The 21,843-nt window shown below is 40.9% G+C and carries 16 protein-coding genes, 1 tRNA gene and 2 pseudogenes; 6 read left to right on the top strand and 13 right to left on the bottom strand.

The features are described 5' to 3' along the window. Positions 1–95: 95 nt before the first annotated feature. The 7 genes from lpdA to sdhC all read right to left on the bottom strand — a co-directional run bounded on the left by lpdA (position 96) and on the right by sdhC (position 9,846). Positions 96–1,529: a dihydrolipoyl dehydrogenase gene (lpdA, locus tag AC4CU3_RS13645; protein WP_279045112.1), complete on the bottom strand. Its 1,434-nt coding sequence runs from the start codon at positions 1,527–1,529 to the stop codon at positions 96–98. Positions 1,530–1,588: 59 nt separating this feature from the next. Further along, positions 1,589–2,803 (bottom strand): 2-oxoglutarate dehydrogenase complex dihydrolipoyllysine-residue succinyltransferase, encoded by a 1,215-nt coding sequence (gene odhB, locus AC4CU3_RS13640; RefSeq protein ID WP_062033969.1) that lies wholly within the window; start codon positions 2,801–2,803, stop codon positions 1,589–1,591. Between the two features lie 16 nt (positions 2,804–2,819). Beyond that, positions 2,820–5,642, bottom strand: a complete 2,823-nt coding sequence (locus tag AC4CU3_RS13635) for a 2-oxoglutarate dehydrogenase E1 component (RefSeq protein WP_279045115.1) — start codon at positions 5,640–5,642, stop codon at positions 2,820–2,822. 804 nt (positions 5,643–6,446) lie between these two features. After that, positions 6,447–7,157 carry a succinate dehydrogenase iron-sulfur subunit gene (locus tag AC4CU3_RS13630; RefSeq protein WP_004982744.1) on the bottom strand — a complete coding sequence of 237 codons (711 nt, stop codon included), beginning with the start codon at positions 7,155–7,157 and terminating at the stop codon, positions 6,447–6,449. Between the two features lie 14 nt (positions 7,158–7,171). After that, entirely contained in the window at positions 7,172–9,070 is a 1,899-nt protein-coding gene (locus AC4CU3_RS13625; protein WP_279045113.1) for an FAD-binding protein, read from the bottom strand. 12 nt (positions 9,071–9,082) lie between these two features. Beyond that, positions 9,083–9,448, bottom strand: a complete 366-nt coding sequence (sdhD, locus tag AC4CU3_RS13620) for a succinate dehydrogenase, hydrophobic membrane anchor protein (RefSeq protein ID WP_279045114.1) — start codon at positions 9,446–9,448, stop codon at positions 9,083–9,085. Beyond that, positions 9,448–9,846 carry a succinate dehydrogenase, cytochrome b556 subunit gene (gene sdhC, locus AC4CU3_RS13615; RefSeq protein WP_005400408.1) on the bottom strand — a complete coding sequence of 133 codons (399 nt, stop codon included), beginning with the start codon at positions 9,844–9,846 and terminating at the stop codon, positions 9,448–9,450. The genes sdhD and sdhC overlap by 1 nt, the downstream gene beginning before the upstream one ends. Positions 9,847–10,444: 598 nt before the next feature. Between sdhC and AC4CU3_RS13610 the strand changes: the two genes are divergently transcribed. Both AC4CU3_RS13610 and gltA read left to right on the top strand, forming a co-directional pair. After that, positions 10,445–11,326: an IS982 family transposase gene (locus AC4CU3_RS13610; protein WP_019767920.1), complete on the top strand. Its 882-nt coding sequence runs from the start codon at positions 10,445–10,447 to the stop codon at positions 11,324–11,326. 527 nt (positions 11,327–11,853) lie between these two features. Beyond that, positions 11,854–13,128, top strand: a complete 1,275-nt coding sequence (gene gltA, locus AC4CU3_RS13605) for a citrate synthase (RefSeq protein WP_004695551.1) — start codon at positions 11,854–11,856, stop codon at positions 13,126–13,128. Between the two features lie 147 nt (positions 13,129–13,275). Here the strand turns inward: gltA and AC4CU3_RS13600 are convergent, their stop codons facing one another. The 5 genes and pseudogenes from AC4CU3_RS13600 to AC4CU3_RS13580 form a co-directional block, all read right to left on the bottom strand. Beyond that, positions 13,276–14,868: a flavin-containing monooxygenase gene (locus AC4CU3_RS13600; RefSeq protein WP_279045313.1), complete on the bottom strand. Its 1,593-nt coding sequence runs from the start codon at positions 14,866–14,868 to the stop codon at positions 13,276–13,278. Between the two features lie 18 nt (positions 14,869–14,886). Continuing rightward, entirely contained in the window at positions 14,887–15,756 is an 870-nt protein-coding gene (locus AC4CU3_RS13595; protein ID WP_490738314.1) for an SDR family NAD(P)-dependent oxidoreductase, read from the bottom strand. Then, a complete protein-coding gene (locus AC4CU3_RS13590; RefSeq protein ID WP_004282341.1) occupies positions 15,743–16,444 on the bottom strand; it encodes an IS1 family transposase in 702 nt (233 codons plus the stop codon). Before AC4CU3_RS13590 ends, AC4CU3_RS13595 begins: the two co-directional genes overlap by 14 nt. A 99-nt stretch (positions 16,445–16,543) precedes the next feature. Beyond that, a pseudogene (locus tag AC4CU3_RS13585) lies at positions 16,544–17,499 on the bottom strand (metal-dependent hydrolase). Positions 17,500–17,682: 183 nt separating this feature from the next. Beyond that, complete coding sequence (locus tag AC4CU3_RS13580; protein ID WP_125280003.1) at positions 17,683–18,174, bottom strand: type IV secretion protein Rhs; 492 nt, start codon at positions 18,172–18,174, stop codon at positions 17,683–17,685. A 219-nt stretch (positions 18,175–18,393) separates the two neighbouring features. On the opposite strand from AC4CU3_RS13580, the gene AC4CU3_RS13575 reads away from it, so the two are divergent. Continuing rightward, a complete protein-coding gene (locus AC4CU3_RS13575) occupies positions 18,394–20,019 on the top strand; it encodes an NAD+ synthase (protein ID WP_279045317.1) in 1,626 nt (541 codons plus the stop codon). Between the two features lie 117 nt (positions 20,020–20,136). On the opposite strand, the gene AC4CU3_RS13570 is transcribed toward AC4CU3_RS13575, so the two are convergent. After that, positions 20,137–20,213 (bottom strand) — tRNA-Met (locus AC4CU3_RS13570). A 274-nt stretch (positions 20,214–20,487) separates the two neighbouring features. On the opposite strand from AC4CU3_RS13570, the gene AC4CU3_RS13565 reads away from it, so the two are divergent. The 3 genes and pseudogenes from AC4CU3_RS13565 to AC4CU3_RS13555 all read left to right on the top strand — a co-directional run. Beyond that, positions 20,488–20,652, top strand: coding sequence for a hypothetical protein (locus AC4CU3_RS13565; protein WP_490738311.1), 165 nt, complete (start codon positions 20,488–20,490; stop codon positions 20,650–20,652). A 428-nt stretch (positions 20,653–21,080) separates the two neighbouring features. Beyond that, positions 21,081–21,404, top strand: coding sequence for an IS5 family transposase (locus AC4CU3_RS13560; RefSeq protein WP_032031561.1), 324 nt, complete (start codon positions 21,081–21,083; stop codon positions 21,402–21,404). 37 nt (positions 21,405–21,441) lie between these two features. Further along, positions 21,442–21,834 (top strand): annotated as a pseudogene (locus tag AC4CU3_RS13555) (transposase family protein); the annotation flags it as partial. Positions 21,835–21,843: the final 9 nt, after the last annotated feature.

Here is a 21,843-nt window from a genome sequence, read left to right as displayed (position 1 = left end):
TTTTAAAACTTCTTATCTTTATTTTTAGATGATTCTTCATGAGAAGACAACACCTGAAACAAAAAAGAGCGACCGTAGTCGCTCTTTTCGTTGTCTTATTTGCGTTTACGCTGAATTGCGTGAATCGCTCGACCATCCACTGCAAGTGCAGCCTCATGAACCACTTCTGAGAATGTTGGGTGACCGAAAGTCATCAACTGTAGATCTTCAACAGAAGATACAAACTCAAGCGCAATCATACCTTGGTGTACGATATCAGACGCAGCAGGTCCAATCACGTGCATACCCAGTAAACGATCTGTTTTTGCATCAGCAACAAACTTCACGAAACCAGCATTTTCACCCGCAGCCATTGCACGGCCGTTTGCAGCAAAACCGAATTGACCCGTTTTCACTTCGTGACCTTTCTCGACAGCTTGCTGTTCTGTTAGACCAACCCATGCTGCTTCTGGATGTGTGTAAATCACAGAAATGATCGTGTCATAGTTGACTTGAGCTGCATGACCGTGAATACGTTCAACAGCCATTACGCCTTCTTCCATTGCTTTATGTGCAAGCATTGGACCACGTACTAAGTCACCAATTGCATATACACCGTCAACAGAAGTCGCACACCAATCATTCACTTCAACTAAACCACGTTCAGTGAGTTTGATACCACAGTCATCTGCCAATAAGCCTTCAGCATACGCACGACGGCCTACACAAACGATCAACTTATCAAACGCCTGAGTTTTTTCTTCGCCGCCTTGAGTATATTTAACAGTTACTTCAGAACCATTAACTTCTGTGCCAGCAACTTTAGCACCAACACGGATATCAAGACCTTGTTTCGTCAAAAGTTTTTGGTAGTCTTTCGCCAAGGCTTTATCAGCCATTGGTAAGAATGCGTCCATCGCTTCAAATACAACAACTTCAGCACCTAGACGACGCCATACGGAACCAAGCTCTAGACCGATTACGCCCGCACCAATGACACCTAAACGCTTAGGTACTTCTTGGAATTCTAGTGCGCCAGTTGAGTCAACAATGATGTTCTGATCAACTGGTGCTGATGGAATGTTAATTGGCACAGAACCCGTTGCAAGAATCACATATTTAGGCTCTAAAACTTGAGTTTCACCTTCGTGAGATACAAATTCTACTTTTTTACCTGCAAGTAATTTACCTGTACCTTTTAACCACTCGATACCGTTACCTTTTAAAAGGCCATCAATACCCATAGTAAGTTGGTCAACAATTTTGTCTTTACGTGCAAGGAGTTTAGACAAATCAAAGTTCACTTCACCTGTTGTAATACCGTGATCAGCTAAGTGATGCACTGTATCTTCATAGCGGTGAGAAGAGTCCAGCAATGCTTTAGACGGAATACAACCCACGTTTAAGCACGTCCCACCTAATGATGGTTTGCCTTTGTGAATACGTTTTTCAATACAAGCAACTTTAAAACCAAGTTGCGCTGCACGAATTGCTGCTTCGTAACCACCTGGGCCACCGCCAATTACAACAAGATCAAATTGTTGAGACATTTTTATCTCCAAAAATGGGCTTAGAGGATCGCTCTAAGCCCATGTTTTATTCTTTAGAATTAAAGGTCAAGGATCAATTTAGCTGGTTCTTCTAACAATTCTTTGATTGTTACCAAGAAACCAACTGCTTCTTTACCATCGATTAGACGGTGGTCATAAGAAAGCGCTAAATACATCATCGGTAAGATTTCTACTTGACCGTTTACAGCCATTGGACGCTCTTGGATTTTATGCATACCCAAAATCGCAGTTTGTGGTGTATTCAAGATCGGAGTCGACAACAATGAACCGAAAGTACCACCGTTGGTGATTGTGAACGTACCGCCAGTCATGTCTTCGATGCCCAATTTGCCATCACGTGCTTTGTAAGCAAAGTCACGGATACCATTTTCAACTTCAGCATAGTTCATGCGGTCTGTATCACGAAGCACAGGTACAACTAGACCACGCTCAGAAGATACCGCTACACCGATGTCATAATAACCGTGGTAAACAATGTCATCACCGTCAATTGAAGCGTTAACTGCTGGGTAGCGTTTAAGCGCTTCAGTTGCAGCTTTAACAAAGAAAGACATAAAGCCAAGACGCGCACCGTGACGCTTCTCAAATGCGTCTTTGTATTGTGCACGCATTTCCATGATTGGCTTCATGTTCACTTCGTTAAACGTTGTCAACATTGCAGTTTCTTGAGTTGCAGCAAGCAGACGCTCAGCAACACGCTTACGAAGACGTGTCATTGGAACACGCTTCTCAACACGCTCACCCACAGCAACACTTAATGGTGCTGCAGCTGGAGCTGCTGGTTTAGTTTGGTGATTTGCTACATCTTCTTTTGTGATGCGACCACCACGACCTGTACCTGCAACATCAGCAGCTGGAATGCCAGACTCAGTCAATGCTTTACGCACAGCAGGCGCTTGATCAGCAACTTGAGCACGTTCAACGACTGGTGCAGCACCCGCTTCAGTTTGAGTAACTGCTTGTTCTACTTTCGCTTCAGACTGAACTGCTTCAGTTTGCGCAGCGCCAGATACAGCACCTTCTTCAAACTGTGCAATCACTTCATTTGAAAGAACAGTGTCACCTTCACCTTTAATGATCGATGCAATTGTACCGTCAGCAGGAGCAACAACTTCTAAAACAACTTTATCTGTTTCAATATCACAGATCACTTCATCACGTGATACTGCTTCACCTGGTTGTTTGTGCCAAGTTGCGATTGTTCCATCCGCAACTGACTCAGGGAATACCGGTGCTTTAATTTCGGTTGCCATTACTAAGAATCTCCTGTTATTCAGCTACGATCGCTAAAGCGTCATTTACGAGCTGAGCTTGTTGTTTTGCATGCAAATATGGTGAACCACAAGCCGGTGCAGCAGAAGCTTCACGACCTGCATAACTGATACGTACTGGTTTAGACGACTTCATTACATCATCATATAGACGAGGAGCAATAAATAACCAAGCACCTTGGTTCTTCGGCTCTTCTTGCGTCCAAACAATGTCTTTCACATTTGGATATTGAGCAAGAACTTCAGCAATACGTTGTTCAGGGTATGGATACAATTGTTCAATACGAACGATTGCAGTGTTATTCAACTCTTGCTCACGACGTTTCTCAAGCAAGTCATAGTAAACCTTACCACCACAAAGCACTAAACGTGTTACGTCTGCTTTGTTGATGTTGTCGATTTCATCAATCACAGTTTGGAATGTACCATTTGCAAGTTCACTTAACGTAGACGTTGCAAGCTTGTGACGAAGTAAAGACTTCGGTGACATGATGATCATTGGCTTACGAATTGGGCGAATCGCTTGACGACGTAAAGCATGGAAAATCTGTGCAGGTGTAGTCGGTGTCATCACTTGCATGTTGTCTTCAGCACATAGCTGTAAGAAACGCTCTAAACGTGCAGATGAGTGCTCTGGACCTTGACCTTCAAAACCATGAGGAAGAAGTAAGGTTAAACCACACACACGCTCCCACTTGGTTTCACCTGATGCGATGAACTGATCAATCACAACCTGTGCACAGTTTGCGAAGTCACCAAATTGTGCTTCCCAAATGATCAAGCTCTTAGGCAGAGTCGTTGCATAACCATACTCAAAACCTAACACCGCCATTTCAGACAATAATGAGTCATAAATAGCAGTACGTGGTTGATTTTCTTTGATATGGCAAAGCGGAATATACGTTGAACCATCCACTTGGTTATGCAGTTTTGCATGACGGTGTGAGAAAGTACCACGACCTACGTCTTCACCAGTCAAACGAACCAAATAGCCATCATCTAAAATAGATGCATAAGCTAAAGTTTCCGCAGCACCCCAGTTCAATGGCATTTCGCCAGTTTGCATTTTTAAGCGATCATCAATCACTTTTGCAACTTGACGCTGCATCACGAAGCCTTCAGGAAGCTCGCGCATTTTGCGACCTAGTTCTTTTAGGCGATCTTCAGAACATGTGGTATCCCATACGTCTGTATAGTCATGCCCTAAGTACGGTGCCCAATCTACAAACATTTTTGTATTTGGTTCAAGTACCAATGCATTTGCAACGTGCTTACCTGCTTCTAAATCCGAACGGTAGTCTTCAACCATTTGATCTGCTTTAGCACGGTCTAATACGCTTTCTTGAACCAATTGGTCTGCATACAGCGCACGCGTTGTCGTTTTCTTGTTGATGACTTGATACATCATTGGCTGAGTTGCAGCTGGCTCGTCCGCTTCGTTGTGACCACGACGGCGGTAACAGAACATGTCAATGACAACGTCTTTACGGAAAGTATGACGGAAGTCATGTGCCAATTGCGCAACAAACAATACTGATTCAGGATCATCACCGTTCACATGGAAGATCGGTGCTTGGATCATTTTCGCGATGTCCGTACAGTATTCTGTAGAACGCGCATCACGTGGATCAGAAGTTGTGAAACCAACTTGGTTATTCACCACAATGTGAACCGTACCACCCACTGTATAGCCACGTGTTTGTGACATTTGGAAGGTTTCTTGGTTAACACCTTGACCTGCAAATGCAGCATCACCGTGAACAATTACTGGCAATACATCATCGCCACCAATGTCTTTACGACGCACTTGACGTGCACGTACTGAACCTTCAACCACAGGGCCGACGATTTCTAAGTGTGATGGGTTAAACGCCAATGCCAAGTGAACTTCGCCACCTTGAGTCATTACGTTTGAAGAGAAACCTTGGTGGTACTTAACGTCACCAGAACCTTTTTTATGTAAGCTCTTACCTTCGAACTCACCAAATAGGTCTGCTGGGTTTTTACCCATGATGTTTACAAGAAGGTTCAAACGACCACGGTGTGGCATACCAATGACCACTTCTTTACAACCTACAGAACCTGCACGCTGAATTAAAGCATCAACCATTGGAATGAAAGATTCACCACCTTCCACGCCGAAACGTTTTGCACCAACATATTTATTACCTAGGAATTTTTCTAGGCCTTCAGCCGCAGTTAAACGCTCTAATACGTGTTTTTTCTGTTCTGCAGTGAAGTTGAATTGACCACGTGCACCTTCAAGGCGTTGTTGAATCCAACGTTTTTCTTTAGTATCAACAATGTGCATGTATTCTGCACCAATTGAAGCACAGTACGTTGCTTCCATGGCTTGAACCATTTCACCTAGAGTTGCTTCGTCTTTACCAATCAAAAGATTACCTGTATTGAATACAGTGTCAAAATCAGATTGGGTTAAGCCATGTGCAGCAAGGTCAAGATCTGGCACGATTTCACGTTTTGCCAAACCTAAAGGATCAAGCTTCGCTTTTTGGTGACCGCGGTTACGGTACGCTGCGATCAGTTGTAGTACGCCAATTTGACGACGTTCATGTTCTGTACTAACAGAACTTTGTACCACTGCTTGAACACGACTTGAATTACGACCTAGTAATAAGAATTGCTCACGTACATTGCTGTGTGGTTGATCACCTTTCGGGTATTTATCGAAGTATGCACGCCAGTCAGCTTCTACTGAGTCTGGTGCAGCCAAGTACTGCTCATAAAGTTCTTCAATATACGCTGCACTATCAGCGGAAAGTTCAGTGTCAAGACGCAATGCGTCAGCAACTTCTTGCATTTGTGGACCCATTTCCTATTGCAAAAACATTTCAGGATGCTTTTTAAGCGAACCCATGATTAGTAATGTCAAATTGGTAACATGACATTAGTCCCCATAAGGCGGATGCCATGAGGCGTTATCACTACATTAGAATTACCCAATGTGACAATGAATCATAACGCCCTCAGCGGCATCATCACTCATTCATACCCGGCCAAAACCGAGCAATTTTTTGCAAATCGACTTAGAAAAAATAAGGCGATGCATTATTTTTTCTAAAGCGACTAACCCTTCATTTATACTCGCTCTAATGCGGCTTAAATGTTGAATTAATGTACATATTTAGCGCGCATTTTTTAAATATAAACGTGCAAAAATTTTAACATACTCCCCATATTTCAATTGATTTTTTTGACACATACCTTTCATAAATTGGCGAAATACACATATCAAAATTTCATCTAATATATGGTGCTTTAAATAAAACCGAGTTTCAACGTAGACCAAAGTCTACTCCAAAAAACACATACGAAAAGAGAGCATCATCTTTCAATATGCCCTCCCCATCAACAACATCCATATTAACATCTTCATAACTTTTTTTGCAGACTCATACTTGCACTTATTTATGACATTTGTTTTAAATCGCCGCGCTTTTCACCAATCTGGTGCAATTTATACAAAAGCCACCTATCACAAACAAAAATAGTGCCAAGCTCACGCTTTCACTCAACTTTATTTTTTACAGCAAAAATCTCGCTATAAAATAAAAAAGCACACCCTATAGGTGTGCTTTTTCTAACTGATAAATCAGCCTACAGATTAACCCGCAGCATCTAAAAGCATGTTACGGATGTGACCGATTGCTTTAGTTGGGTTCAAACCTTTAGGACACACTGATACACAGTTCATAATACCTTTACAACGGAATAGCGAGAATGGGTCGTCTAGACGAGCCAAACGCTCTTGAGTTGCTGTATCACGAGAGTCAATGATGAAACGGTATGCATTCAACAATGCTGAAGGACCCAAGAACTTGTCTGGGTTCCACCAGAATGATGGGCATGAAGTTGAACAACATGCACAAAGAATACATTCGTATAAACCATCTAAGTGTTCACGCTCTTCAGGAGACTGTAAACGCTCTTTTGGCGGCGCAGGTTGGTTGTTGATCAAGAATGGGTGAATTTTGTTGTACTGATCGTAGAACTGATTCATATCCACAACTAAATCTTTAACCACCGGCAAACCAGGTAAAGGACGAACTGTGATCACTTCTGGTAAGTCGTTTAGGTTCCAAAGACACGCTAAACCATTTTTACCATTGATGTTTACACCATCCGAACCACAAATACCTTCACGGCATGAACGGCGGAATGTTAATGATTCATCCTGTACTTTCAATGCAAGAAGCGCATCAAGCAACATACGGTGCTTATCAGTCAATTCTAACTTGAAAGTTTGCATATACGGCGCTGCATCCTTATCAGGATCGTAGCGGTAGATATTAAATGTACGAGTACCTCTACTCATCTTACTTCTCCCAATTAGAATGTACGTGGTTTAGGTGGAATTGCAGCAACTGACAATGGCTTGTAACGCACTGGCTTGTACTCAAGACGGTTATCGCCAGAGAACCATAATGTGTGCTTCATCCACTCATCATCACGACGACCATATGGGTAAGCTGGGTGATCTGGCGACTCTTCAAAGTCTACAACCGTATGCGCACCACGGCACTCTTTACGAGCTGCTGCTGAAATCAATGTCGCTTTAGCAACTTCATATAAGTTTTCAACTTCTAAAGCTTCTACACGTGCAGTGTTAAATACTTTAGATTTGTCTTTCAAATGAATGTTGCGAACACGTGGTTCAAGCGCAAGAATTTGCTTCACACCTTCTTCAAGAAGCGCAGTTGTACGGAATACACCAGCATGATCTTGAACGATGTCACGGATTGCATCTGCAACTTCTTGGGCATTTTCACCAGTTGTTGAGTCATCTAACTTACGGATACGTGCAACAGTTTGCTCAAGTACAGTCGTAGGAAGCGGTTGGTATTCATCACCGTGATGTTTAGTCACGTAGTCAATGATGTGCTCACCCGCAGCTTTACCAAATACAACCAAGTCAAGTAATGAGTTGGTGCCTAAACGGTTTGCACCATGTACAGACACGCAAGAACATTCACCAATTGCATAGAAGCCTTTAACAGGTTTCGTAAAGTTACGATCGCCCGCATTAGTCGAATAGATATCGCTATCTTTGTCATAATGTGCTGCAAATGCTTCAGTTTCAGAACCTTCAGGCACAACCACTTGACCGTGGATATTCGTTGGAATACCACCCATTTGGTAGTGAATTGTTGGTACAACTGGAATTGGCTCTTTGGTGATGTCAACGTTCGCGAATTTCTTACCAATCTCAAATACAGATGGAAGACGCTTCATGATCGTTTCAGCACCTAAGTGCGTCATATCAAGCAAGATGTAGTCTTTCTTCGGACCACAACCACGACCTTCTTTAATTTCTTGGTCCATAGAACGTGATACGAAGTCACGTGGCGCCAAGTCTTTTAAAGTAGGTGCATAGCGTTCCATGAACGGCTCGCCTGCATCGTTACGAAGGATTGCACCTTCACCACGACAACCTTCAGTTAACAATACGCCTGCACCAGCAACACCCGTTGGGTGGAACTGCCAGAATTCCATATCTTGCAATGGAATACCTGCACGAGCCGCCATACCAAGACCGTCACCAGTATTGATGTAAGCATTGGTTGATGCACGGTAAACACGACCCGCACCGCCTGTAGCAAACAATGTCGCTTTGGCTTGGAATACTGCAATTTTACCTGTTTCTTGGTCAATTGCTGTTACACCAAGAACATCACCTGCTTCGTTACGAATCAGGTCAAGCGCGATCCACTCAACAAAGAATTGCGTACCCATTTTCACGTTGCTTTGATAAAGCGTGTGAAGAAGTGCGTGACCTGTACGGTCAGCAGCAGCACATGCACGTGGAACCGCTTTTTCACCGTAGTTTGCAGAGTGACCACCAAATGGACGTTGGTAAATCGTACCGTCTGCGTTACGGTCAAATGGCATACCCAAGTGTTCTAACTCATAAACGACTTGTGGCGCTTCACGCGTCATAAATTCAATCGCGTCTTGGTCGCCTAACCAGTCAGAACCTTTAACAGTGTCGTAGAAGTGGTAGTGCCAATTATCTTCTTGCATGTTACCAAGAGATGCACCAATACCACCCTGCGCTGCAACTGTGTGCGAACGAGTTGGGAATACTTTAGTTAAAACAGCAACTTTCAAACCAGCTTGAGCAAGTTGGTAAGACGCGCGCATACCTGAACCACCACCACCAACGATGACAGCATCGAAAGTTTCGTGTGGAATATTTGTGTAATCTTCTTTAGGGGTTATAGCGCCCATGATCTATTCCTATCAATTCGCCCAAAAAATCTGGATTGCCCAGATCGCATATGCAAATACAGCAATAATTACTGCTGAAGTCAGTACAAGGCGTAAACCTGAAGCTAAAGGACCCATTTGACGAGTAGTCACATAATCCGTGAATACCTGCCACATACCAATCCAAGCATGTGCAACAAGAGATAAGACGGCCAATAAAGATAAAATCTTCATTGGAGCTGTCATCATAAAGCCGTACCACTGTTCATAGCTAAAACCGCCATTGCATAGGATCCAACCTAAAACAACAACTGTATAAACCGCTAATACGACAGCACTTACACGTTGGATAAACCAATCGCGAGAACCTGAACCCGTTAAACCAGTAGCACTTTTCATTAGATAACAATCCATACAAATGCCGCAACGATACCGATTGCAGACAAGATCAATGAAATAGTAGCTGCGATACGACCACTTTGCAGTTCTTCAGCAATACCGATATCTGCAAGTAAGTGCTTGACACCCGCAATAAAGTGGAAAATTAAGCCGGCTACAAATACCCATACGACAAAACGCACAATGAAGCTATTAAAAATAGCCTGAACTTGAGCAAATCCTTCAGGCGAAGACAATGACTTGTCTAAGATCCATAGAAGTACCGGTACGAGTAAAAATACGATGACACCTGATAGACGGTGTAAGATTGATGCAATAGCCACAGGGGATTTTAAGTTTACTTCTAAAACTTGACCCATGGACAAATTGACAGGTCTGTTGCTTTTCACAGCGGGCATCCTGTAAGTAAAAACTCCATCCGGAGTTTGTTGGAATTAATTCGAAGGAAAGCTGGCATTGTTCAGCAGCTACATTAAAACTCTAAATTAAATAGCGTTTGAACTTAAAACGACACTGAATTATAAGACGTGAACTATCAAAATACAAACAATGCCCTTGGCCTTTTTGCATAAAAATTCTTTAAATAAGAATCATTAACACATAGATAAATACCTTGCGCTACAATACTTTAGCTTCAAATCTCAGCTATATGGTTGGTTTTTATAAAATAAACACCTAATTCAAGCGCTAAAATTTATACAAAAACGGGAAAATTCGACTTTAGACTAATGATGCACAAAAAAGTCTTGTTTTAAAAACTGGGGAATTTCACTGCTTTATTTTAATCATTTTTTATTTATATATAAAATGTTCATTATTTTATTTTAATATAGTGGCATAAATATGCATGATGTTGGTGCAACAGATTAATCCCCTACAAGATTGAAATATCTCGTAATAAATTTTAATTAAAACGCGAATCTCAACTTTTTAAGTCTTTGAAATAAAAAGGACATAACCCAATTTAATTTTCGACTAAGAAAAGCAAAGCAAGTTATGTCCATTTACGAATTTATCATTTCTGTATTTTTAATCATAGAGCAATTTTACTCAGCGATTGTCATTCAACCTTTAAGAAGTAGAGGATTTCCACCCGCTTTAAGTGATATTGAAATTCTTACTATACAAATTGTGGGAGAGTTTCTTGGCTTAGATTCTGATAAAAATATCTGGTTCTACTTTAAACACAATTGGTTTGAATGGTTTCCAAAATTAGGTTCCTATCCTAATTTTTGCAAACATTGTGCAAAATTATGGCATGTAAATCAACAGATTATGTCACAACTAAAATCTGTTTTCGGTTTAGATAATATTCATTTTATCGATGGCTTTCCTATACCTGTTTGTCGTTATGCTAGAGCAAAAAAACATAAAAACTTCAAAGAATCTGCAGGTTTTAGTTATTGTGCGGCTAAACAAGAAAAATATTATGGTTTCAAAGGACATATCGTTATTAACTTTTCAGGAATGATTACAGGCTATACTTTTGCTCCAGCTCATTGTGATGAACGTGATGTTGCACCAGAAATTACTCAAGATATTCAGGGATTACTTGGTGGTGATAAAGGATACTTAAGACCTGAATTAAAACACTATTTTAAGTACCAAGATATTGATTTACAAACACCTTATAGAAAGAACATGACTGATAGCAGGTCTAAGGAAGCTATGGCGAGGCTCATGAATGCTCGTAGAAAAATTGAGACTGTTATAGGTCAATTAACTGAACGATTTCACATTCAAAAAGTAAGAGCTAAAGATTTATGGCATTTAACGCATAGAATTACGCGTAAGATTCTTTCACATACCATTGCAGTAATTTTAAATACACGATTAGGAAATCCACCTTTACAGCTGGAAAGCCTTATTCAAAGTTGAGATTGGCGTAATTAAAACAATTTTTCACATCCGTACAAATAAAAAAAGTGACTGATATACCTTTTTCGAAATACCAAATAAGCTATTTTTTATACAATTAAATCATTTTTTTTGAGTCAATTATTGTTTTTAACAATGACTACGAAAGCAGCATTTTCTTTTTAAAATGATGCGTAAGTTACGAGAATCATAATAAATGTAAATATATGACGACTTGAATTCTGTTTCTTTTCAAGCGCTTTTTTCAATATAAAACTGCTTACAATTGCGCCAGCAACATTTTTTATTTATGCACTTGCTCGTTGAATTAACTTATTATAGTGTGTCGGTGCTGTGATTTTATGCAAATTTTAATGGATTAAATCTTAACTATAACTTCGGAAGTCATCATTTTATCCATAAGTATAATTGACAAAATTTCAGCACTCTCTACTCTTAGAGCAAATTTTTAATCCGTCTGATTCGTGCATTAAAAGATGAGTATTTCGAGTCAGATAAATCATTCACCAGGACAGGAGATCTATTGAATGTCTGAAGCAACTGGCAAAAAAGCCGTTTTACAGCTTGATGGCAAAGAAATTGAATTACCAATTTACAGCGGCACATTGGGCCCAGATGTAATCGACGTTAAGGATGTATTGGCCGCAGGTCACTTCACTTTTGATCCTGGTTTTATGGCTACTGCTGCATGCGAGTCTAAAATCACTTTCATCGACGGTAACAAAGGTGTGCTTTTACACCGTGGCTACCCAATCGACCAGTTAGCAACTAAAGCTGACTACTTAGAAACTTGCTACTTACTTCTCAATGGCGAGCTTCCAACAGCTGAACAAAAAGAAGTATTTGATGCTAAAGTTCGCAACCACACTATGGTTCACGATCAAGTTAGCCGCTTCTTCAATGGTTTCCGTCGCGATGCTCACCCTATGGCGATCATGGTTGGTGTAGTTGGTGCGCTTTCTGCGTTCTATCACAACAACTTAGACATCGAAAATGTTGATCACCGTGAAATTACAGCGATTCGCTTAATTGCTAAAGTACCTACTTTGGCTGCGTGGAGCTACAAGTACACTGTAGGTCAACCATTTGTTTACCCACGTAACGACTTAAGCTACGCTGAAAACTTCTTATACATGATGTTTGCTACTCCAGCAGACCGTGATTACAAAGTAGATCCGATCCTTGCTAAAGCAATGGACCGTATCTTCACGCTTCACGCTGACCATGAACAAAATGCTTCTACGTCTACAGTACGTTTAGCTGGTTCTACTGGTGCGAACCCATATGCATGTATCGCTGCGGGTATCTCTGCACTTTGGGGCCCTGCTCACGGCGGCGCGAACGAAGCTGTTCTTAAGATGCTTGATGAAATCGGCACTGTAGAGAACGTTGCTGACTTCATGGAAAAAGTGAAAACTAAAGAAGTTAAACTCATGGGCTTCGGTCACCGTGTGTACAAAAACTTCGATCCACGTGCGAAAGTAATGAAAGAAACTTGCGACGAAGTTCTTGGTGCGCTTGGCATCAACGATCCACAGCTTGCTCTTGCTATGGAACTTGAACGTATCGCGCTTTCTGATGAATACTTCATCAAACGTAACTTATACCCGAACGTAGACTTCTACTCAGGTATCATCCTTAAAGCGATTGGTATTCCGACAGAAATGTTTACAGTGATCTTCGCGCTTGCACGTACTGTTGGTTGGATCAGCCACTGGTTAGAAATGCACAGCGGTCCATACAAGATCGGTCGTCCTCGTCAGCTTTACACTGGCGAAGTTCAACGCGACATCAACCGTTAATTCGGTCTGCGTTGATAGACAAAAAACCACCCGCATGGGTGGTTTTTTTATATGTTGAACTCTAAATTAACAATGCACAAGTGACACAGTTTAAGTATTAAAAGGCTTGAGTTAACTCAGGCTTTTTTTATTATTAATGAAGCTACTTTAAGCCTCAACAACATCGTAGTGTTTTAGCTCAAGCGTAGATAAACGTTGCTTTAACTCGGCCAAGGACCACGGCCAAGCCGCGAAGTTACGCCCATTTTGATCCAAATAATAGCTTGAGCAACCACCTCGGTTAAATACTGTGGTTTTCAAATGGGTTTGCACCTTAGCATTGTGATAACGCAGAATATCACGTTTTACCATCATACGTTTAAAGCCTTGCTGCTTCATTTTTAGTAGACCATCTACAATGTACTGAATCTGAGCTTCAGCAATGCCAATAAAAGAGTCATAGACCAAGATATTTAGGCCCAATACCAAAAACGCATTCGGCACATTTTCCAAACTTGTACCCAAGTACGCTTCTGGCGAACTATCCTTCCAAAGGTCGGCCAATCGCTCACCTTGGGCATTCCATACGCGTTGTCCAATTGGAGGATGTGCCACTTCAAAACCAGTTTCCCAGATAATGACATCGACCTCAAATCGCTCCCCATTTGCCGCAATGACACTCTGCCCATCAATCTCGACCAAACCTTGGGGTAACAGCGTGACATTGTCTTGTTGCAGTGCAGGATAATAATTGTTGGCAAATAAAAGTCGCTTACAGCCGATCGAAAAGTTAGGCGTTACGGCTTTACGTAAGGAGTCATCCTGTATTTGCAATTTTAATAATTGACGGCTTAAAACATTGACTGGCTCAAGCAGTGACGGATGACGCAGCCCAAAGTTGATCGCATTTAAAATATTGGAAACACTCTTCCTCCAGCCTTGCTGAATCATCGGGAATTTAGCCACCAGCGACTTTACTGTAGCATTGAGCTGCATATCCGCTTTGGGCAAAACCCACGGCGCAGTCCGCTGAAATACGATCAACTCTTTCGCCAACGGCTGAATTTGTGGAATAAACTGAATGGCAGATGCACCTGTTCCAATGACTGCAACCCGCTTTCCCGTTAAGTCATAATCATGTTTCCAACGGGCTGAATAGAACATTTCTCCTTTAAACCCCTCTATCCCTTTAATCTTAGGTAAGGACGGTTCTGTAATCGGCCCTGTGCTAAAGATCACGGTTCGTGCTTGATATGTCCCTTGAGAAGTTTCGAGTTGCCAAATATTCGCCTCTTCATTCCACTTGGCACTGAGCAACTCATGCTGAAAGCGGATTTTGTCTTGCAATTCAAACTGCTCAACCACCCGTTCTAAGTAACTTAAAATTTCAGGTTGTTTCGCAAATAAATGGCTCCATTGATGACTAGGTGCAAAGGAAAATGAATACAATGCCGAAGGTACATCACAGCCACAGCCGGGGTAATTATTATCACGCCACGTACCACCAACTCTCTCTGCCTTTTCTAAAACTAGATAGTCCTGATAGCCGACTTGTTTCATTTTATAAGCCGCAGCAATGCCCGAAATCCCAGCCCCTACAACAATGGTATCGTAAGTATGTACAGCTTTAGGGCGAAGCACAGCCTTTTTAAGAGGCTGCTTAGGTTGAGCTTCCGTACTTTTTGGCGTCGTAGTTTGATCTCGCATTTGATCAGACGGCTCTTGCAAATCTGCTTGTTCTATCTCTAATTGCGTTTCCATATTCATTTTTCTCTATTCTTATTTTATGATTTGATTAAACAGTGGGTAACCCAGACCTAAAAGCTTGACGTATAAGCTTGGCGATGCGCGTTTCATCCACCAAAACAATTTGGCATCGGGTTGTGGAATGGTATAAAGCTTGACTGCATCTAAGCGATTTAATGTTTTTTTGACTACAGCATCACTGGTGGTAAACGCATGGTTCATCAGCAGTTTGTCAGCCAGTCCAGAATAGCGACTTGGCAAACGCCCATTCTTCATAATATTGGTCGGCACCAAGGTCGGACACAGCACATTGACTGCAATGTTATAAGCCTGAAGCTCTGAAGCTAAGGTTTCTGATAGTGCCAAAACACTAGACTTGGTCACGTTGTATGCTGTCATCTCAGGGGCTGCGGTATAGCCCGCTGCCGATGCCACATTGATAATGGCACCAGAACCTTGCTGTTTAAATTTGGGTACAAAGTAGTGACAACCATGAATTACCCCCCACAGGTTGACATGCATACACCACTGCCAATCCTCCAGCGACACCTCATCAAACTTACCACCTAGCCCAACTCCCGCATTATTGATGAGCAAGGTGACAGGATGTCCCAAAAGCTGTTCCGATTGCTCCGCCAAAGCGTGTACAGATTCTTTTAATCCAACATCACAATGCACCGCATAGGCTGACGAAGATGTCATCGACTGAATCAAATCTACAGTCTCCTGTGCTGAGCTTAATTCAATATCTGCACAGATGACATCACCACCGCGTTTTGCCAGTTCCAGTGCAAAGCTACGACCAATTCCACTACCTGCACCCGTTACAACTGCGTAGGCTTTTTGACTTGGTTTATTTTTTGGTGGTGTTTCAAAAAGTATGCTGGCATTAAACGAATCCATTATTGATATAAAAGAACACTAAATCAAAGGCTTTGAAATGATTTTCAAGCTTTTTGGAGAAGTTGCAGCTTCTCCTAAAGCCTCGCCTGATTCGATGCCGTAATCGACAATTATTGCCTTCTATACCCACAGTGAAAAATTTACCAATCAACTGTTTGCATTCTTTAAAGGTCGTAACAAAGCTATCCCAATGGTCACTTGATATACATGTATAGCTTACACCTAACTGCTTCAATTTTAATTTAAGTCGTTTTGCAGTGGCTAAATCTCGGTTACCCCATACATAAGCAACAATTTCACCTGTTTCTCGATGATAGGCATAAATTAGCCATTGTTTATTTTGCTTATGACCAACAAAAGTCCAAAACTCATCTACTTCAAGGGTTTCATAATGACTTTGCTGTGCTCGAAGTTGATATTTTGATTGGCTAAGTGTCCGTAGAACTTTACCGATACTTACTCTTTCAATTTCTGCTATATCCCTGACACCACTGCCTCGCACCATGAGGTGTAATATTTTGGTTTTGATACCTGAGTGACAGCCTTGATAACTGAGAGCATGATCACCAATAAATTGACGTCTGCATATTTTACATTGGTAATTTTGCTTACCATCTACTTTTGTGCCATTTTTCTTTATACTGTCACTTAGGCAGGCTGGACACTTGATTTCTAGAGTTATTCGCATTTCTCTATTTTATCAAAATCCAACCTGCTTTTTTTCAGCATACTTTTTGAAACACCACCTATTTTTTTTACTCAACAGTGCCATGTCATAACCTCCTTTTTATGATTTCAGTACTGGAGTAAATTCTTTGGTGAAATAGGGGGTTAACACTCCTGTTTCAGGATGTAGTAAGCGCTCTTTGTAATAATCTAAAAATGCAGAAGTGTCATAATCATTCGGGTGAAAAGTCGGGCGTAAATAATCAAAAATATGCTTCCAACTACTGCCATAAACACCTCGTTTCAGCCCAAACAAGAGGCTGAAACTGCGCGGTACATCCTTCCAATAGCTGAAACTCACCAAATTAGACGGTTTGCGATAAAACGGGACAAAAACTGACGCCACGGAAATCAGCAGCAAAATGGTGATAAGAGCTGGGAAAAAACCCGCAATACGTAAGACATAGTTATTGGAAAGTGATTGAAACATATCATATGCAATGTCTTTATGCTCAGATTCCTCTAGCATGTGCCACATCCAAATCGCCCGTTGCTTTTCGTCTTGAGAATCGAAAAAAATCTCTTCATGGTTCATCATGTATTCAGACAGCACTGCGGTAAAATGTTCAATGCCTGCCATCAAAGATAATTTCATCGGCTGTGGTAAACGGTTAAACCGTAGTCAAAAACGATTTCGGCTAAATAACGAAAAATGCCAACGGGTAAATCAACCTGTTTAAAAGTATCGTTCAATTCTTCATGTAGCTTTGAATGCAGTGCCTCCTGTCCAATTAAAGAAGTCACACGTTGTTTTAATACAGGGTCTGAGAGGAAATCGCGGTGATAACGGGCGGTATCAATCACCAAGTCTTCACCATAGGTCAGAAAGATCGAGAGTGATGCAAAGTAAGCACTCGCTAGCTCCGCATTTAGGTAGAATTTCGGATCAATTTTCTCCGCTTCAAAGTCAAATTTCATATGCCGAATTGGAATAATCGCAGACTGTTTTTCAGCATCGAATACGGGTCCTGCAAAAATTTGGCTGGCTTTGCCTTTCAATGGAAGAGCGATACGCATAGGACATTCCTTCTTATTTTTAGCTCATTTTTCAGGCTCAATCTCACGATTTTCACCATCTCTTTGCATTCAAAATAAGAGTCCGACTCCCCTATGCCACTGGCATTTTTCTTCAAATGATTTGCAATTTATGACTTTAAAATCTGTTGTCTAACAATCACTCTACAGATTTATCTATCGGGGTCAGAACGAGGCTTTGTGTGCCACAAAGGGAATACACTGCTCATAGGCTGAGCACTCTTCGCCATAGTGTTTTTTGAGAAAATAGTCTTGCACCATTTGCGCCTGCTGTTCAATGCCATAGCTTAAAAACTGCTTGCCTTGTTTTAACGCATAACGGTATTGACGGTTAAAAAGTGCCTTACGGACTACAGCGAGTCCCTGCTGAATTTGCCAAACATGCGTCAGCTCATGAATCAACCAAGCTTGTTGATGAATCGGTTGGTCGGCAAAGTTTTCGCACCAGTCTTTGATATTAAAATAGACATGTCCATTGGGGCTAATCGCATAATGAGGCAGCACTGCCCTATGCGCGATAATTCGAACCGAATCCATGTTCAGACTGTTCCCAAAAATACTGCTGGCAAACTTTTTCTCCCCTTCAGTCAAGGGCCGATTTTTAAGTTCAAACTTTTGCTGTATTTTTTGTAAAAGCGGTTGAAACCACACAATCACACTCCATTAAAGACATTAGAATAATTTGTTCTTTTTAAGGACATTTACGGATTTTTTTTAGAATATCCCTTAAAAAAAATCGCATTTCGTATATAGTATTCGCACTTATTATTGATTAATACTTCTATTTGTTTATCGTCACTTACACCACGTAGAACTTATAGCTATAACAAACTCAATCGTCGTGTATATCCCTATAGGTATAGGATTTAGTTGGAAATGAAAAGTTTTAAAATTGCACTTGCACAGTTCTCTCCGCACATTGGCAACCTTGAAGCAAATGCCCAAAAAATGTTGGAGCAGGCCAATGAAGCAAAAAAACAAAATGCTGATTTAATTATTTTTCCAGAACTTTCGAGCATTGGTTACCCAGCAGAAGATTTACTTCTACGTCCTAGCCTAACCAAACGCACGCAACAAGTTTTTGAACAACTTAAAACAGTAAAAGACATTGTGATGGTCTTTGGTTTTGTCAACCAAACCGAAGATGGTCAACGCTACAACGCCGCTGCGGTCATGAAAGATGGACAAGTTTTGGGTGTGTATAACAAACAAAACTTGCCAAACTATAGCGTATTTGATGAAAAGCGCTACTTCACCGAAGGGCATCAACACCTTGTTTTTGAATATCTAGGGCATAAGTTTGGTGTGTTGATTTGTGAAGATGTTTGGTCACTTTCAACCGTACAACAACTGGCACAACTCAATGTAGAGACGGCTTTAGTCTTAAATGCTTCACCATATGAAGTCGGTAAGCCGCAGCACCGTGTTGAAACCATGTCTGCACTGGCGAAACAAATGAACCTCAACTTGGTTTATGCAAACCAAGTCGGCGGTCAAGACGACCTGATTTTTGATGGTACAAGCTTCGTGATTGCCAAAAATGGTTCGGTTGTACTTCAAGCTGAAAGCTTTAAAGAATCCCTGTATTTCGCTGAATACGAAGCAGAAAAACAAGCCTTTAAGGCCAATGCGCTGCCGCCTGCTTTAGACACTATGGCAGAGATTTATCAAAGCTTAGTGATGGCGACTCGTGACTATGTACAGCGCTCAGGTTTCCCTGGAGTGATTTTGGGTTTATCAGGCGGGATCGACTCAGCTCTAACTCTTGCAATTGCAGCCGATGCTATTGGCGCCGACAAAGTCCAAGCCGTAATGATGCCATATACCTATACCGCTCAAATCAGTGTAGAAGATGCTGCTGAACAAGCGAAAAGTATGGGGGTAACTTTTGGGATTGCTGAAATCAACCCGATTGTGAACAGCTTTATGCAAACGCTTTATCCGTTCTTTGGCAACAGCCCTGCGGATGCAACTGAAGAAAACTTACAAGCGCGTGCCCGCGGTACACTGCTGATGGGTTTATCCAACAAATTTGGTAATTTGGTCCTGTCTACAGGCAACAAATCAGAATTGGCGGTGGGCTATTGCACGCTCTATGGTGACATGGTCGGTGGTTTTGCCGTACTGAAAGATGTGTATAAAACCATTGTGTTTGAACTTGCGAAATACCGTAACAGCATTTCAGACAAGCCTGTGATTCCTGAGCGTGTGATTACTCGCCCACCTTCAGCAGAGCTACGTCCAGATCAAAAAGACCAAGACTCTTTACCACCATATGATGTACTGGATGCCATATTGTATGCTTATATCGAAGAAGATATGAGCCAAGATGATATCATTGCCAAAGGCTTTGATGCTGAAGTGGTTGCAAAAGTGATTCGTTTGGTCGATTTCAATGAATACAAACGTCGCCAAGGTGCAATTGGTCCGCGTATCAGCTCACGTGCATTTAGCCGTGAACGTCGCTACCCAATCATGAATGGCTGGAAAGCTGGCGTATAAGCACTTTCTCCAATAAAAAAGCCCAAACAGATGTTTGGGCTTTTTTATATCGACATATTCAAATCTATTTTTTACGCACAAAAAAAGAGACCAAGCTGAGAGCTTGGTCTTTTAAAATGGTGGCTATGACGAGACTTGAACTTGTGACCCCCGCATTATGAGTGCGGTGCTCTAACCAACTGAGCTACATAGCCGTAAACTGTGGGGGCATTATCTATACATATTAAACACCCGTCAAGCCCCACCCCACCCCAATGATCAGCATTTAAACAATTGATAATTAAATGTTTAAAATTAATACATATTTAGTAAAAAAACATAGGGCACAATAGCTAAATATATAAAGAAAATTATCCTTACTCAGATCAAATCCTTGCTTATTGCTACACTCATAACAGCACTAAATGCATGCCAGCTCATGAGTCCAGCCTTGGTCAATTATAATCACGCTCACATGGATATTGCCAAATGAATCATCAATCAACACTTACAGAACATGCAACAAAAACGATGCATGGCACAGCTCAGCAAGACCTGACAACGCTTATATCAGGTTCAAAAAGATCGCCATCTGAACACCTTGAAATTACAATGCGAAATGCTAAAGCTATGCATTACGCACAGCTAAACTGAACAGAGAATAAAATTACAGGCTAAAAAATAATTTTTTGCAGAACAATGTACTGCCTATATGCAGACCAAAAAAACAGCGGCTAAGGATTAAAATTGCAGAAGTATCAACTCAATGTAAATAAAAAGAATCTCTTCGAATTATTGATTTCATCTCTACAATTCTGTAAAACAGCTCACTATTTAATAAAGTGATTAAAACTTTTTAATCACTGATTACTTTTAACATCAAAACCAATAATTTTATAACAGCATGAGTCATTAGACTTCCGTCATAAATCAAAAAACGTACAATTTATTTGATCTTAAATTAGTCAGCAAAATTATTTAATTCAAGGGATAATCCTTGGATGAAATTCAAAGATATTCAAAAATTATCAGACGTTAAGTTTCGTAGGCTTACCGGTGTTAGTTGGGCTACATTTAACCTCATGTTGGCCGAGCTAAATAAGCATTTACCTCGTCATATTGGTAAAGGACGACCGCATAAATTACCGTTGGAAGATCGTTTGCTCTTATGTATAGAATATTGGAGAGAATATCGAACATTTTTCCATCTTGGTATGAGTTACGGTGTATCTGAAACGAGTGCAATTCGTATCACACGTGTTATTGAAGATACCTTAATCCGTTCTGGAAAATTTAACTTGCCAAAACAACTTCCTAATCGAGATGAAGTGGATTGGGAAGTTGTTGTGATTGATGCAACTGAAATATTAGTTCAACGTCCAAAAAAAACAGAAGAAATGGTATAGCGGTAAAAAAAAGCGACATACCTTTAAATTTCAGCTATCTATGCACTATACAACAGGTGAAATACTGAGTGTATGTGGAAGTCATGGAAGCATGCATGATTTTAAAATATTTAAAAAAAGCATGAGGAAATTAAAATTTAAGCCCTTTTTTATTGTTGATAAGGGTTATTTAGGGATAAAGAAATTGGGTTTTGGATGTCTCATGCCATCTAAAGCAAAGAAAACTGAAAAACTAGATTCTGAATTAAAAAAGTTAAATAGAGAGATTGGTCGTAGACGAATTCAAGTAGAGCATGTATTTGGAAGGATGAAATGTTTTAAGATTTTATCTTGTGTATATAGAAATCGTCGTAAAAGATTAAACCTGCGGTTTAATTTACTTGCTGGCATATACAATTTAGATTGGGTGAAAGATAAACAATTAAATTGATTGAAAAAT

It is taken from the genome of Acinetobacter sp. 802_lipA (genome assembly GCF_058242885.1).
The sequence above is the reverse complement of the archived record's forward strand: the minus strand, read 5'-3'. Positions and strand labels throughout refer to the sequence as shown.

Bases quoted from the DNA above. Each gene is read 5' to 3' on its own strand.
- AC4CU3_RS13560 (WP_032031561.1), top strand. From the start codon at position 21,081: ATGTTGGCCGAGCTAAATAAGCATTTACCTCGTCATATTGGTAAAGGA.
- odhB (WP_062033969.1), bottom strand. From the start codon at position 2,803: ATGGCAACCGAAATTAAAGCACCGGTATTCCCTGAGTCAGTTGCGGAT.
- AC4CU3_RS13565 (WP_490738311.1), top strand. From the start codon at position 20,488: ATGAATCATCAATCAACACTTACAGAACATGCAACAAAAACGATGCAT.
- AC4CU3_RS13630 (WP_004982744.1), bottom strand. From the start codon at position 7,157: ATGAGTAGAGGTACTCGTACATTTAATATCTACCGCTACGATCCTGAT.
- AC4CU3_RS13595 (WP_490738314.1), bottom strand. From the start codon at position 15,756: ATGGATTCGTTTAATGCCAGCATACTTTTTGAAACACCACCAAAAAAT.
- AC4CU3_RS13575 (WP_279045317.1), top strand. From the start codon at position 18,394: ATGAAAAGTTTTAAAATTGCACTTGCACAGTTCTCTCCGCACATTGGC.
- AC4CU3_RS13610 (WP_019767920.1), top strand. From the start codon at position 10,445: ATGTCCATTTACGAATTTATCATTTCTGTATTTTTAATCATAGAGCAA.
- sdhD (WP_279045114.1), bottom strand. From the start codon at position 9,448: ATGAAAAGTGCTACTGGTTTAACGGGTTCAGGTTCTCGCGATTGGTTT.
- AC4CU3_RS13600 (WP_279045313.1), bottom strand. From the start codon at position 14,868: ATGGAAACGCAATTAGAGATAGAACAAGCAGATTTGCAAGAGCCGTCT.
- sdhC (WP_005400408.1), bottom strand. From the start codon at position 9,846: ATGCCCGCTGTGAAAAGCAACAGACCTGTCAATTTGTCCATGGGTCAA.
- AC4CU3_RS13635 (WP_279045115.1), bottom strand. From the start codon at position 5,642: ATGCAAGAAGTTGCTGACGCATTGCGTCTTGACACTGAACTTTCCGCT.
- AC4CU3_RS13590 (WP_004282341.1), bottom strand. From the start codon at position 16,444: ATGCGAATAACTCTAGAAATCAAGTGTCCAGCCTGCCTAAGTGACAGT.
- gltA (WP_004695551.1), top strand. From the start codon at position 11,854: ATGTCTGAAGCAACTGGCAAAAAAGCCGTTTTACAGCTTGATGGCAAA.
- AC4CU3_RS13625 (WP_279045113.1), bottom strand. From the start codon at position 9,070: ATGGGCGCTATAACCCCTAAAGAAGATTACACAAATATTCCACACGAA.
- lpdA (WP_279045112.1), bottom strand. From the start codon at position 1,529: ATGTCTCAACAATTTGATCTTGTTGTAATTGGCGGTGGCCCAGGTGGT.